The 13163-nt window shown below is 52.8% G+C and carries 13 protein-coding genes and 1 riboswitch; all 13 genes read left to right on the forward strand.

Features of this window, described 5'->3' with window-relative positions; all coding sequences use genetic code 11:
• The first annotated feature begins 22 nt into the window (after nucleotides 1-22).
• The 13 genes from I8J30_RS16950 (at nucleotide 23) to I8J30_RS17010 (ending at nucleotide 13132) form a co-directional block, all read left to right on the forward strand.
• The gene (locus I8J30_RS16950; protein ID WP_210659706.1) at nucleotides 23-1351 is read left to right on the forward strand and encodes a pyrimidine-nucleoside phosphorylase; all 1329 of its coding nucleotides are present in this window, start codon (nucleotides 23-25) and stop codon (nucleotides 1349-1351) included.
• A 218-nt stretch (nucleotides 1352-1569) separates the two neighbouring features.
• Nucleotides 1570-2760, forward strand: coding sequence for a D-alanyl-D-alanine carboxypeptidase family protein (locus I8J30_RS16955; protein ID WP_210659707.1), 1191 nt, complete (start codon nucleotides 1570-1572; stop codon nucleotides 2758-2760).
• A gap of 209 nt (nucleotides 2761-2969) precedes the next feature.
• Nucleotides 2970-3323, forward strand: coding sequence for an anti-sigma F factor antagonist (spoIIAA, locus tag I8J30_RS16960; protein WP_090976827.1), 354 nt, complete (start codon nucleotides 2970-2972; stop codon nucleotides 3321-3323).
• Nucleotides 3320-3766 carry an anti-sigma F factor gene (gene spoIIAB, locus I8J30_RS16965; protein ID WP_091219145.1) on the forward strand — a complete coding sequence of 149 codons (447 nt, stop codon included), beginning with the start codon at nucleotides 3320-3322 and terminating at the stop codon, nucleotides 3764-3766. The genes spoIIAA and spoIIAB overlap by 4 nt, the downstream gene beginning before the upstream one ends.
• Before the next feature lie 20 nt (nucleotides 3767-3786).
• On the forward strand, nucleotides 3787-4542 hold the full coding sequence (gene sigF / locus I8J30_RS16970; protein WP_091219142.1) for an RNA polymerase sporulation sigma factor SigF: 756 nt from the start codon (nucleotides 3787-3789) through the stop codon (nucleotides 4540-4542).
• Nucleotides 4543-4670: 128 nt separating this feature from the next.
• A complete protein-coding gene (locus I8J30_RS16975) occupies nucleotides 4671-5351 on the forward strand; it encodes a stage V sporulation protein AA (protein ID WP_210659709.1) in 681 nt (226 codons plus the stop codon).
• Nucleotides 5344-5787: a stage V sporulation protein AB gene (locus I8J30_RS16980; protein ID WP_210659711.1), complete on the forward strand. Its 444-nt coding sequence runs from the start codon at nucleotides 5344-5346 to the stop codon at nucleotides 5785-5787. The genes I8J30_RS16975 and I8J30_RS16980 overlap by 8 nt, the downstream gene beginning before the upstream one ends.
• A gap of 30 nt (nucleotides 5788-5817) precedes the next feature.
• Nucleotides 5818-7542 (forward strand): spore germination protein, encoded by a 1725-nt coding sequence (locus I8J30_RS16985; protein ID WP_210659713.1) that lies wholly within the window; start codon nucleotides 5818-5820, stop codon nucleotides 7540-7542.
• Between the two features lie 132 nt (nucleotides 7543-7674).
• Entirely contained in the window at nucleotides 7675-9006 is a 1332-nt protein-coding gene (gene lysA, locus I8J30_RS16990) for a diaminopimelate decarboxylase (protein WP_210659715.1), read from the forward strand.
• A 26-nt stretch (nucleotides 9007-9032) separates the two neighbouring features.
• The gene (locus I8J30_RS16995; RefSeq protein WP_210659717.1) at nucleotides 9033-9464 is read left to right on the forward strand and encodes a peptidylprolyl isomerase; all 432 of its coding nucleotides are present in this window, start codon (nucleotides 9033-9035) and stop codon (nucleotides 9462-9464) included.
• 197 nt (nucleotides 9465-9661) lie between these two features.
• A riboswitch (FMN riboswitch) is annotated at nucleotides 9662-9865 on the forward strand.
• 151 nt (nucleotides 9866-10016) lie between these two features.
• On the forward strand, nucleotides 10017-11141 hold the full coding sequence (gene ribD, locus I8J30_RS17000; protein ID WP_210659719.1) for a bifunctional diaminohydroxyphosphoribosylaminopyrimidine deaminase/5-amino-6-(5-phosphoribosylamino)uracil reductase RibD: 1125 nt from the start codon (nucleotides 10017-10019) through the stop codon (nucleotides 11139-11141).
• A gap of 42 nt (nucleotides 11142-11183) precedes the next feature.
• Nucleotides 11184-11870: a riboflavin synthase gene (gene ribE, locus I8J30_RS17005; protein ID WP_210659721.1), complete on the forward strand. Its 687-nt coding sequence runs from the start codon at nucleotides 11184-11186 to the stop codon at nucleotides 11868-11870.
• A 38-nt stretch (nucleotides 11871-11908) separates the two neighbouring features.
• Nucleotides 11909-13132, forward strand: coding sequence for a bifunctional 3,4-dihydroxy-2-butanone-4-phosphate synthase/GTP cyclohydrolase II (locus I8J30_RS17010; protein ID WP_210659723.1), 1224 nt, complete (start codon nucleotides 11909-11911; stop codon nucleotides 13130-13132).
• The last annotated feature ends 31 nt before the right edge of the window (nucleotides 13133-13163 follow it).

Below are 13163 nucleotides of genomic sequence, written 5' to 3' on the forward strand. Positions count from 1 at the left end.
ATACATAAGGAGGCTCATCCGCTTGCGAGCAGTCGATATTATTCAAAAGAAACGAAATGGCGGTGTGCTCTCTAAGGACGAGCTGTCATTTCTTATAAAAGGCTATAGCCAAGGCGACATCCCGGATTATCAGCTTTCGGCCTGGGCTATGGCTGTTTTTTTTCGCGGTATGAACGCGGAAGAAACGGCGAATTTGACGATGGCCATGGCAGAATCGGGCGATCAAGTCGATTTGTCTGCGATTCGCGGCATTAAAGTCGACAAACACAGCACCGGCGGTGTCGGCGATAAAACAAGTCTGATTATCGGACCCCTTGTCGCATCCTGTGGTGTTCCGGTAGCGAAGATGTCGGGTCGCGGACTTGGCCATACGGGCGGCACGATCGACAAAATGGAAGCGATGGCAGGGTTCCGCACGGAGCTGACGAGCGCGGAATTCATTGGGCAGATGAACGATATCGGTCTTGCGATTGTCGGTCAAAGCGGTAATATGACGCCTGCCGACAAGAAGCTCTATGCGCTGCGCGATGTAACGGCAACCGTCGAGTCGATCCCCCTTATTGCGAGCTCGGTTATGAGCAAGAAGATTGCAGCCGGCGCGGACGCGATCGTGCTCGATGTGAAAACAGGCAGCGGCGCCTTCATGAAGACGCTGGAGGATTCCGAGGAACTGGCTAAAGCGATGGTAGCGATCGGAACCGAGGTCGGCAGAAAAACGGCAGCGCTGATCAGCGATATGGACCAGCCGCTTGGTTATGCCATCGGAAATGCGCTTGAAGTACAAGAAGCGATTGATACGCTGCACGGCAAAGGGCCCGAGGATTTGACAGCACTATGTTTGGCGCTCAGCTCGCATATGGTTGTGCTTGGCGGACAGGCGAGCAATCTGGAGGAAGCGGAGGCGATGCTTCGCGATCGTCTGGCTTCCGGGGCAGCGCTCGAGAAGTTCAAAGTATTCGTAGCCGCACAAGGCGGCAATCCTCAGGTGGCTGAGGATCCGTCCCTGCTGCCGCAAGCGCCGCTTGTGATTGAAGTTCCCGCTGAGCAGGATGGTTATGTGAAGGCCATTCAAGCGGAAGAGCTGGGACTTGCGGCCATGCTGCTTGGGGCAGGTCGTGCAACGAAGGAATCCGTCATCGATTACGCGGTCGGCGTGGTCATGCAGCTCAAAGTCGGCGACAACGTGAAGAAAGGCGATTCGTTGGCATTGCTGCACGTGCGGGAGGACAACGCTTCTGTTCGTGAGGTCGTCAAACGCGTGCAGGAAGCATACACCTTCAGCAGCGAACCGGTAGCACCGTCGCCGCTTCTACTGTCAGTGGTGACAGAGCAAGGCGTACATCGGTTTTAATTAACGATAAGTAAGCCTAAGTTTCATCTTATACAGTACAAAACAAAGCGGCTGTTCGGGTTTCTTCCCGAGCGGCCGCTTTCTTTTGTGCGATAGTTTTGATATTCCATCTAAAAAATGGAATATTTTGCTGTTCACTCGTCCACACTAGGAATGAGATTTTAGCCGATTTGCGGCCATAGCTATGCCGCGGGCATCATTCAGGAGGAGAACAACCTATGATTAGCAAATGGAAGAAATTGCTCGCCATGAGTTTAACGGCGATATTCGTTCTAACGGCACCTGCCGCAGCCTTAGCGAAAGAAGGAACAGCGCCGAATGCCGCACCTGCCGGCGCGGCGGATTTGGCTCCGTCAGCCCGCTCCGCGATTCTTATGGACGCAGACAGCGGAACGATTATTTATGAGAAGAACAGCCACGCCGCCTTGCCGCCTGCCAGCATTACGAAGGTCATGACGATGCTGCTTATCATGGAATCGCTGGATGAAGGCCGGATTAAGCTGACAGACAAAGTTTCCACGAGTGACTACGCCGCGTCTATGGGAGGCTCGCAAATTTTCCTGGAGCCGGGCGAGCAAATGAGCGTTGACGAGATGCTGAAGGGCATAGCGCTTGCATCAGGGAATGATGCTTCTGTAGCTATGGCAGAGAAAATCGCCGGAACGGAAGCCGCTTTCGTCGACATGATGAATAAGCGCGCTGCCGAGCTTGGCCTTAAGAACACCCATTTTAACAATTGCAACGGGCTTCCGGCCACGGATCATTATTCGTCAGCACATGATATTGCAGTGATGTCGAGAGAGCTGTTGAAGCATAGCGAGATTACGAAATATACCGGGCTGTACCAGGACTACCTGCGTAAATCCAGCGAGAAGCCGTTCTGGCTGGTAAACACCAATAAGCTTGTCCGTTTCTATACGGGAGCCGACGGCCTCAAAACCGGTTTTACAAGCGAAGCGAAATTTTGCCTGACGGCTACTGCCCGTCGTGACAATCTTCGGGTAATCGCCGTCGTTATGGGAGAGCCGAATACGAAAACGCGCAATGCCGAAGTTTCGCAGATGTTTGATTACTCCTTCGCACAATACATGAACCATACGATCTTCCAGAAGGGCGACGCGATGGGGGTTGTGCCTGTCGAGAAAGGCGTATTGCCTGAACTGAAACTTACGGCGAAGCATTCTTACAGCGTGCTGCTGAAGAAAGGCAGTTCGGTGAAGGACATTCGTTATCAATTGCAGCTTAACCCGCTCAAGGCGCCTGTTACCATCAATGAACCTATCGGGAAGCTGATCGTATTCCAAGGCGATCAAGTGCTGACCGAGTTTGCGGTGGATTCGCCTGCTACGGTGGAGCGTGCCGGCTGGTGGACGTTGTTCAAACGGTCTTGCGGCAGCTTATTTAAATAAATTTGTCGTTTACAGACAGTGTTCCGGCGCGGTATTTGTCTGCTTCTAGCGCTCTGCTTCTAGTTTTGTCGGGGGGCAGGAAATGAAAGCTGAGGCGTAGAATTGCTTGTTCAACACTAACTTATCCATCGACTGGTGTCTTCCCTTGGCAGGTGGATAACTTGTGCTCCGCAATAGCAGGGCAATAATCGTTAGGAGTGAACAACAGTATGAGTCTTCAGATTGAATTGGAGCATTATCGAAATGTACTGATCGTTAGACTGCGGGGCGAGCTTGATCACCATACCGCGGACGTTGTCCGGTTCAAGATGGAAGAAGCGATTCTGCATGGCAACAGCGCCCATATCATTCTCAGCCTGAAGGATTTGCAGTTCATGGACAGCTCGGGGCTTGGCGTTATTCTCGGCCGGTATAAGCAGCTCAAGGCCAGAGGCGGCAAAATGGTCGTTTGTGACGTGAATCAGAGCGTCTACCGGCTGTTCGAACTGTCGGGATTGTTCAAAATATTGCCGATTCACGAGAACGAGCGGCTCGCGCTCACAAGTTTGGAGGTCGTTTCATGAACGGAAGAAATGAGATGACACTGTCTTTCTCCGCACGTTCGGAGAATGAAGCGTTCGCGCGTGTTGCGGTTGCGGCTTTCGTATCTCAGCTGGACCCGACAATGGAGGAACTGAATGATCTGAAGACGGCTATCTCCGAAGCGGTGACCAATGCGATTATTCACGGCTACGACAGCGATCCAAACGGCGTCGTTACGATCGAAGGCTTCATTGACGGGGATATCGTGAAGCTAACCGTCCAAGACAAGGGCAGAGGCATTGAGGATTTGGACCTTGCGCGCCAGCCTCTTTATACCTCCAAACCGGAAATGGAACGCTCAGGTATGGGCTTTACCATTATGGAGAACTTCATGGATGGCTTCGATGTATACAGCGAGCCGGGTAACGGAACGTCGATCGCGATGACAAAGCGCATTGAATCGAAAAAAGCGCTTTTTAATTAGGCGCATAGGGGTTGGACCGCATGGATGTCGATATGAAAACAACGGCGCAGCCTTATTTGGATGACTCCGAGGTCAAGCGGCTTATTGCGCTTAGTCAATCGGGAGACACGCTCGCGCGCGATACGCTCGTGCAATGCAACATCCGGCTCGTATGGTCCGTAGTTCAGCGGTTTATGGGGCGTGGCTATGAACCGGAAGATTTGTTCCAGATCGGCTGCATCGGCTTGCTCAAATCGGTCGATAAGTTCGATCTCTCCTATGAGGTGAAATTTTCCACCTATGCGGTGCCGATGATTATCGGCGAAATTCAGCGCTTCCTTCGGGATGACGGCACGCTAAAAGTTAGCCGCTCGTTGAAAGAGACGGCTAATAAGGTGCGCAAGACCAAGGATGAGCTGTCTAAGGTGCTGGGTCGTCTTCCCACGATTAAAGAAGTGGCGGAACGGCTTGGAATCACGCCGGAGGATGTCGTCTTCGCGCAGGAGGCGAATAAGCCGCCAACGTCCATTCACGAGACGGTGTTTGAGAATGACGGTGATCCGATCACGCTGATGGATCAAATCGCTGATGATTCGCAAGAGCGTTGGTTCGACAAGCTGGCGCTGAACGAAGCGATCGGCGGCTTATCGGAGCGGGAGCGGCTCATTGTATTTCTCAGGTATTATCGCGACCAAACGCAGTCGGAGGTCGCCGCGAGGCTCGGTATCTCGCAGGTTCAGGTATCCCGGCTGGAGAAAAAAATATTGCAGCTGATCCGCAATCAAATTGCGCAATGAACGCTGCTGATCAAAGCCAAATTGCCCGAAGGGGCCATTTGGCTTTTTTTGCTGTGTTTGCTCCGATTATCCTGCCCCTCCTTTAATCATACTAACAAGGAAATCCTGACTGGAAAGGGGGTGCCGGCATGAACGCTGACATGCAGCCCAACTTATATCTGCGCCTTCGCAAGCGGATTGGCATACGACCGGGTGAGCACGTGACGCTGGGTCATGCCGCCCGCTTATTCTCAAGCGATGCCGAGCTGGAACGAAGGCTTGCATCGCTGGTGCTTCACCGCCATTCAAGAAAGGACGGCAATCGCGTCGTCATTGATTTGCTCCAAATCGTCAAGCTGATCCGAGAAGCGGAACCCGGCACGCTGGTCGATTCGTTTGGAGATCCGCAGGTGCTTGTCATCGTCGCCGATGCGCCGAGAAAACCGCGTTATGCCATTCTCATCGTCACTTGGCTGCTGCTGTTTTTCGGTTCCGGCCTGGCGATTATGAATTTCCATACTGACGTCAGTATGAAGGAAGTCCATTCGCGCATCACCGAGATGGTGACAGGTACGAAATCGGAGCATCCGCTGTGGTTTCAGGTTCCCTACTCCTTCGGAATCGGCGTAGGGATGATGGTGTTCTTCAATCACCTGTTCCGCAAACGATTCAATGAAGAGCCCAACCCGCTCGAAGTTGAGCTTTATATGTATGAGGAGAATGTCAATGCTTACGTCATCGCCGACGAAATGCGCAAGAAAAGCGAATCCGGCGAGGCTGGCTCCAGCTCTGCGCTAAAGCAGCCGGGAACGGGGATTGACGATGGCTAGTGCAGCAGCGAATCTGTTCGTCGCCATACTGGGTTTTGCAGGGGGACTTGGGGTAGGCAGTGCACTTGTTGCTCTGTTGATTGTGCTGGACGTGATCCCAAGGCTTGCTCAGCTGGCTTATGCGTACCGGAAGTCCATTTGGTTCGAAACGGCCGTCGTTTGCGGCGCCGTATTCTGGTCGCTTGCCGATTTCCTGGATTGGCGCATGATGCTGCCGAGGTCTGGGACATTGGCCGTTATCGGCAGTTTTGACGGCATATTTGTCGGGATGCTCGGTGCCGCACTGACAGAGGTGATGAATGTGATCCCGATCCTGGCCAAACGGATGAGACTGAGCCGATACATGGTTAGCCTGGTCATGGCCATGCTGCTTGGCAAAGTAACCGGATCCTTGTTTGATTGGCTCGTTTTTCAATGGATGGATGATGCATCGTAATACCGATTGGAAGGGAAGGAAGGGTTCGATATGAGTGGACGCGATAGCGGCGACAATGAAGAGCAAACAGGCTTTAAGAAACCTGTTCATGTTTTTTGGTATGACAGTGAAGGGAAATTGAAAGAGCATGAAGAGGGAGAAGAGGCAAGCGCTGACTCCGGTGCAGAGGCTAATCGGCAAGCAGAAGAAGTGGATGGAGGCATACACTTCTCGGAACCTCCGTTTGCTGAAGAGGAGCAGCCGATTATCAGCCATCGTAAACGGCCGCAGTCTCAGGCGGAGAAGCCGAAAGTGCCGATCCCTCTGAAGATGGAGGATTTTCTCCATAAGCTGGAAGAAGATATCGGCTTTAAGACGAGCTTCGACATTGTTGTCCGTGAGATGACCTTCGGCAACAAACGAACCGCCTTCTTCTTCCTCAACGGCTTTGCGAAGGACACGGTGCTGACGGAAATTATTAAACGATTGACCTATTTGGAATCAGAGGATCTCTCGACGGATGTCATGCACGATTTCTTCGATCTCTATGTGTCGGCGGTACAGGTGGCGCAGGAGCAGGATTGGGAGCTGATGCTGACGAACGTGATGGCCGGGGGAACGGCGATGTACATCGAAGGTCAATCAACCGTGCTGCTGATTGACGCCAAAGCTTTCCCGTCGCGGAATCCCGAGGAGCCTTCCTTAGAGCGGGTCGTTCGCGGCTCACGGGATGGGTTCGTCGAGACGATGCTCGTCAATGTGACGCTTGTCCGCCGCCGTTTGCGGGATAAGAAGCTGCGTTATGAGATCATGCGTGTCGGTGAACGGACACAGACGGATGTTTGCATTGCGTACATCGATGATATCGTCGATAAAGAAATGCTCGATGCCATCAAGGATAAAATCAAAAACATCAAGATCGACGGTTTGCCGCTTGCTGATAAACAGCTGGAAGAGGCTACGGTGAAACGGGGCTGGAACCCGTTCCCCCTCGTTCGTTATTCGGAGCGCCCGGATACGGTTGCCGTCCATTTGATGGAGGGGCATGTCGCATTGTTCGTGGATACAACGCCGAGCGTGATGATTTTGCCGACGACGTTCTTTGATCTGGTTCAGCATGCGGAAGAGAATCGGCAAACGCCGTTCATCGGCACTTATTTGCGCTGGGTCCGTTTCTTCGGGATCGCAGCCTCTTTGTTCCTGCTTCCGTTATGGTTCTTGTTCACGCTCAAGCCGGAGCTGAAGCCGCCGGCGCTTGATTTCATCGGTGCGCAGAAGCCGGGAAAACTGCCGATGGTCGCGCAATTTCTGCTTGCTGAGGTCGGGGTCGATTTGATGCGGATGGCATCCATTCATACGCCGACGCCGCTGGCTACGGCGATGTCATTGATCGCCGCCATCTTGATCGGCGATATTGCCGTGAAGACGGGACTATTCGTCAACGAAGTCGTGCTGTATATGGCGATTGCCGCGATCGGGATGTTCGCGACGCCAAGCTATGAGCTGGGCCTTGCCAACAGAATAATCAGGCTGCTCCTCATCGTCGCCGTGGCGATATTCAGAGTGCCCGGCTTTATGGTCGCGACGACAGTCGTATTCGTCATGCTGGTCATGAGCCGCTCCTTTAACAGACCCTATATGTGGCCGCTTATCCCTTTCGATGCGCGAGGATTATGGAGTATAATCATCCGTGTACCGGTGTTGTCGAACCGAACAAGGCCGAATTTGCTGAAGCCGCAGCAGCGGGATCGCATGCCTAATAACAAGCATCGCTGAGCGCTTTTGCAAAAAATGCAAATGAAATGTGGATTTATCCATTTCGGCCATTGACCGAATACGCTATACTGATGTTAAATGGTGCAAACATAATCATTGGGAATTTCATGGGAGAAAACGGAGGAGAACTATATGTACTTACACGGTACTAGCAAAATCAATGCACAAGGCCACCTGGAAATCGGCGGCTGCGATACGGCTGATCTGGCCGCACAATTCGGAACACCTCTATATATTGTCGACGAGGCGCTCGTTCGTCAAAGAGCTCGCGAGTATGTGGAATCTTTCCGCGCTTCCGGCCTTAAATTCCAAGTAGCTTACGCAAGCAAAGCTTTCAGCGTAATGGCAATGTGCACGATCGCCGAACAAGAAGGGCTGTCGCTGGACGTCGTTTCCGACGGCGAGCTGTACACAGCGATTAAAGCAGGCTTCCCTGCCGCGCGCATCCATTTCCACGGCAACAACAAAACGCCGGAAGAAATCAACATGGCGCTTGATGCGAACATTGGCTGCTTCGTAGTCGATAACTTCAATGAATTGTACCTGCTTAACGCTCTGGCGGGCGACAAAGGCAAGAAAGTGAACGTATTGCTCCGTATCACGCCAGGTGTAGAAGCACATACGCATGAATATATCACCACAGGCCAAACCGATTCCAAATTCGGCTTCGACCTTGGTAACGGCACAGCTTACAAAGCCATTCAAGAAGCGGACGCGCAGCCTAACCTGGAGCTGCTTGGCGTTCATTCCCACATCGGCTCGCAAATTTTCGAGGTTGAAGGTTTTACGATGGCGGTTGATAAAGTGGCCGGCTTCGCTGTGAAAGTACGCGATGAGCTGAGCATCTCGTTCCGCGTAATCAACCTTGGCGGCGGCTTCGGTATCCGCTATGTAGAAGGGGATACTCCGCTTCCGGTTTCGCAATACGTGAAAGCCATTACGGATTCCATTAAATCCAACTTCTCGGCAGCCGGCTATCCGCTTCCTGAGATCTGGGTTGAGCCCGGCCGCAGTATGGTTGGCGATGCAGGTACGACGCTGTACACCGTTGGGACAAGCAAAGATATCCCGGGCGTTCGTAAGTACATTTCCGTTGACGGCGGAATGACCGACAACCCGCGTCCGGCGTTGTATGAGTCCAGATACGAAGCGGTGCTTGCGAATCGTGCCAACGATCCGCTTGAAGAAACCGTTACGGTTGCGGGCAAATGCTGCGAGAGCGGCGACAAATTGATCATCGATTTGGAGCTTCCTAAAGCGAATAGCGGCGATTTACTTGCTGTATTCTGCACAGGCGCGTACAATTATGCTATGGCGAGTAACTACAATCGGATTCGCCGCCCAGCAGTCGTCTTTGTAAAAGACGGTGCAGCTGACGTAGCTGTCAAACGGGAATCGCTTGACGATATTATCGGCAATGACGTCATTCCTGCGCGTATGCAGCAAACGTCGGCAGCTAAATAATAGGGTTTTGAGGAGGCAGCAACACAATGGCTAAACAAGCAAAGATCACGATGGAAAACGGTGCAGAGGTTCATATTGACCTGTTCGAGAAGGATGCGCCGAGAACAGTAGCGAACTTTGAGAAGCTGACTAACGAAGGTTTCTACAACGGTTTGACATTCCACCGCGTCATTCCCGGCTTCGTCGCTCAAGGCGGATGCCCGAACGGGACAGGCACGGGCGGTCCCGGCTACCAAATCGATTGCGAAATCAATCCGAACAAACACGAGCGCGGATCGCTCGCAATGGCGCATGCCGGCCGTAACACCGGCGGCAGCCAGTTCTATATCGCTTACCAGCCACAGCCGCACCTTGACGGCGGACATACCGTTTTCGGTAAAGTGTCCAAAGGCATGGAGCATGTCGATGCTTTCAAAGGCCGCGACAAAATGAGCAAGGTTGAAATCGTAGAAGTGTAAGAAATGAAGGGCTGTCCGTTTGTCATCCGTCGATGACTGGGACAGCCTCTTTTTTTTGTTTTAGTAGGGGGAGGCGGGCATTCTTCCGGAAACGATAAGGAAGTAAATGGGAACTGCCGGCTCTCGTATGAAGCATCTAGCGGAAACAAGTTGCATTTTCCATGGTGAAGTGGTAACATTTCTACAAAGTATTTGCGTTTTTCCTTCGGGGTCGGGTGAAATTCCCAACCGGCGGTGATCAAAGGGCTGTGCTGCTCGATAATCGAATGGCAGCCGATAACTTTGTCAGTCCGTGACCCGGGTCACATTGTTCCAGACGCCGAGTGGCATGGGGCATGTGAAACGGTGGACCTGGTGTAAATCCGGGACCGACAGTATAGTCTGGATGGGAGAAGGAGACAGTACGCGAATTCCATTTTTTCATTTCTCGCCAACCTTGTTCTTTTTTTCACAATGTTGCTGAGTTTGTTTGAATGTGTCTTCGAATACGTCCCTTTATGGTTTTTTCAACCCATCACCCCGTTGGCCGACTGCCAAGGGGTGATTTTTGTTATGTCAATCGCAGTATTGAACGACGAAATGTATATGCGGCTCGCATTGGATATGGCGTCAAAAGCACAAGGACAGACGGATATCAATCCGGTTGTCGGGTGTGTGGTGGTCAAGGATGGACGCATCGTTGGTCTTGGCGCACATCTACGGCGAGGCGAAGGCCATGCGGAAGTGCACGCACTGGGCATGGCAGGAGATCAAGCGGAAGGCGCGACCGTATACGTCACGCTGGAGCCGTGCAGCCATCATGGCAGAACACCGCCATGCTGCGACCGATTAATTGCCGCTAAGGCTGCAAGAGTTGTCGTAGCCTGCACGGATCCGAATCCGCAGGTTGCAGGTCGCGGCATCGCGAAGCTGCAGCAGGCGGGCATTGAGGTCGAGGTCGGTATTCTCGGCGAAGAATCAACGCGCATGAACGAAATGTTTAATAAATACATCGTTACCCGGCTTCCATTCGTCACGATGAAATCAGCGATGACCCTAGACGGGAAGCTGGCAGCCAAGACCGGCGACAGCAGATACGTCAGCGGTGCTAAAGCCAGAGAGCTGACACACACGCTGCGTCATCGGCACATGGGTATCATGGTCGGCGTCGATACAGCGCTGGCGGATGACCCTGAGCTTACGACTCGGCTGACCGTGCCTGCCGTACATCCTGTCCGCATCATTGTGGATTCCACACTTCGGCTGCCGGTCGGAGCAAGAGCGGTTCAAGACCGTTCCTCGCGCGTCATCGTCCTTACGACGGAAGGCGCGGATCCGATCAAAGAAGCTGCACTGGCTGAAGCCGGCGTTGAAGTCATCCGCTGCGGCGGCGGGAGCCGAGTAGATCTGAAGCTCGCCATGCGCAAGCTCGGCGAGCTGGAGATCGGCTCTATCCTGCTCGAAGGCGGCGGAAAGCTGAACGGGGCGATGCTGGAGCTCGGATTGATCGATAAGCTGCTTCTCTTTATTGCACCGAAGCTGATTGGCGGATCCGCAGCGCCCGCCGTCTTCCAATTCGAAGGCTTCGACAAGATGTCCGAAGCTATCCGCTTGGAGGAGATGGCCGTGGAACGCGTAGGTGACGATGTGCTGATTAGCGGCTATCTGCGCAACCTCAATGAAGGTAGCGCGGAGTAGTAGGCTCAAGCGAGCTAACAAGAGGGAGAGGGGGAGAGAACGTTGTTTACCGGACTTATTGAAGAAATCGGCACGCTGAAGAAGACGCATAAACAAGGTGAAGCGATGGTCCTGACGATCGAAGCGCCCCATATTCTGAAGGATGCCGCCATCGGCGACAGTATTTCCGTCAATGGCGTATGTCTGACGGTGACGGAGCTAAGCTCCACCGTCTTCACGGCAGATGTCATGCCACAGACGTTCCGGCACACGAACCTGAAGGATATACGCCCTGGCGAACGCGTGAATCTGGAGCGGGCCATGCAGGCAGGCGGTCGGTTCGGCGGTCATATTGTACAAGGTCATATTGACGGGACAGGCGAAGTGCTCAGTCGAGAGAATAATGTGAACGCGGTTGTATTTACAATCAGGCCGCATAATTCCGGACTTATGCGCTATGTCGTTCCACAAGGCTCCATTACGCTTGATGGCATCAGCTTAACGGTAGTGAATGCCAGCTCCAACAGCTTCTCGGTCTCCATCATTCCGCATACGCTTCGCGAGACCGCGCTGCAAATGAAGCAAGCAGGTAGCGTCATTAACGTGGAATGCGACGTGTTAGGCAAGTATGTGGATCACCTGCTCCATTTTAAAGGGGGCAGCCAAGTTGATGATCAAAGGGACAATAGAGCCGCGGAACCGAAGAGCAGCATAACGGCCGCTTTTCTGGCAGAGAACGGTTTTATGTAAATAGAGACAGACAGCCTTACAGAGGAGAGTGAGAAAAGATGAGTACTCCAGCATTTGATACAATCGAGGAAGCCATTTATGATTTGATATTAGGCAAAGCGATTATCGTTACGGATGACGAAGACCGGGAGAACGAGGGCGATCTAATTGCGCTTGCCAGCAAAGCAACGCCCGAGATCATCAACTTCATGATCACGGAAGGCCGCGGACTCGTATGTGTACCGATTACGGCTGAACGCGCCGAGGAGCTGGATCTCCCGCCGATGGTGCAGCGAAATACGGACTATCACGGAACGGCCTTCACGGTTTCGGTTGACCATGTTTCCACGACAACAGGTATTTCCGCTTACGAGCGTTCGCAAACCATTCAAGCACTGATGGACGATTCCGGCGCGAAAGCGGACGATTTCAGACGTCCGGGTCATATTTTCCCGCTCATCGGCAAGAAAGGCGGCGTCCTGCGCCGGGCCGGCCATACGGAGGCGGCGATCGACTTGGCTCGCATGTGCGGTTCTAAGCCGGCAGCGGTCATCTGTGAAATTATTAAAGAAGACGGCTCGATGGCTCGTCTGCCGGATCTCATCGAATTCAAAGCGAAACATAATTTGAAGCTGATTTCCATTCAGTCGTTGATCCACTACCGCAATGAGAAAGAAAAGCTGGTTGAGCGAGTCGTCGATGTGAAGATGCCGACCGATTACGGCGTGTTCCGCGCAGTCGCCTACACCAACGAAGTCGATAACAAGGAACATGTTGCCCTCGTTAAAGGCGAAATCGATCCGGCCCAGCCTACGCTGGTACGTGTCCACTCCGAATGTTTGACCGGAGACGTCTTTCATTCCCATCGCTGCGACTGCGGTCCACAGCTTGAAGCGGCGCTTCGTCAAATTAATGAAGCCGGCAACGGCGTGCTGCTCTATATGCGCCAGGAAGGCCGCGGTATCGGCTTGATCAACAAATTGAAAGCTTACCAGCTGCAGGAGCAGGGATTGGATACGGTCGACGCGAATATTAAATTGGGCTTTGCGCCGGATTTGCGCGAATATGGTATCGGCGCTCAAATTCTGAAAGATCTCGGCATCCGCAAGATGCGACTTCTGACGAACAATCCGCGGAAGATCCGCGGTTTGGAAGGTTACGGTATCGAAGTGGTCGAACGCGTTCCGATTCAGATGGACGCGAACGAGGACAACAACAGCTACTTGCACACCAAAAAGTCAAAGCTCGGCCATCTGCTGAAATTTGATGATTTGCCTCAATAAATCAAACCAAACCAAACTAAACTAACCTTGC

The sequence above is a fragment of the Paenibacillus lignilyticus genome, assembly GCF_017942085.1.
Classification (GTDB): domain Bacteria; phylum Bacillota; class Bacilli; order Paenibacillales; family Paenibacillaceae; genus Paenibacillus_Z; species Paenibacillus_Z lignilyticus.

What these genes read in the sequence shown, in the direction of transcription:
- I8J30_RS16955 (WP_210659707.1), top strand. Translation starts at nt 1,570, where the DNA reads ATGATTAGCAAATGGAAGAAATTGCTCGCCATGAGTTTAACGGCGATA.
- spoIIAA (WP_090976827.1), top strand. Translation starts at nt 2,970, where the DNA reads ATGAGTCTTCAGATTGAATTGGAGCATTATCGAAATGTACTGATCGTT.
- spoIIAB (WP_091219145.1), top strand. Translation starts at nt 3,320, where the DNA reads ATGAACGGAAGAAATGAGATGACACTGTCTTTCTCCGCACGTTCGGAG.
- sigF (WP_091219142.1), top strand. Translation starts at nt 3,787, where the DNA reads ATGGATGTCGATATGAAAACAACGGCGCAGCCTTATTTGGATGACTCC.
- I8J30_RS16975 (WP_210659709.1), top strand. Translation starts at nt 4,671, where the DNA reads ATGAACGCTGACATGCAGCCCAACTTATATCTGCGCCTTCGCAAGCGG.
- I8J30_RS16980 (WP_210659711.1), top strand. Translation starts at nt 5,344, where the DNA reads ATGGCTAGTGCAGCAGCGAATCTGTTCGTCGCCATACTGGGTTTTGCA.
- I8J30_RS16985 (WP_210659713.1), top strand. Translation starts at nt 5,818, where the DNA reads ATGAGTGGACGCGATAGCGGCGACAATGAAGAGCAAACAGGCTTTAAG.
- lysA (WP_210659715.1), top strand. Translation starts at nt 7,675, where the DNA reads ATGTACTTACACGGTACTAGCAAAATCAATGCACAAGGCCACCTGGAA.
- I8J30_RS16995 (WP_210659717.1), top strand. Translation starts at nt 9,033, where the DNA reads ATGGCTAAACAAGCAAAGATCACGATGGAAAACGGTGCAGAGGTTCAT.
- ribD (WP_210659719.1), top strand. Translation starts at nt 10,017, where the DNA reads ATGTCAATCGCAGTATTGAACGACGAAATGTATATGCGGCTCGCATTG.
- I8J30_RS17010 (WP_210659723.1), top strand. Translation starts at nt 11,909, where the DNA reads ATGAGTACTCCAGCATTTGATACAATCGAGGAAGCCATTTATGATTTG.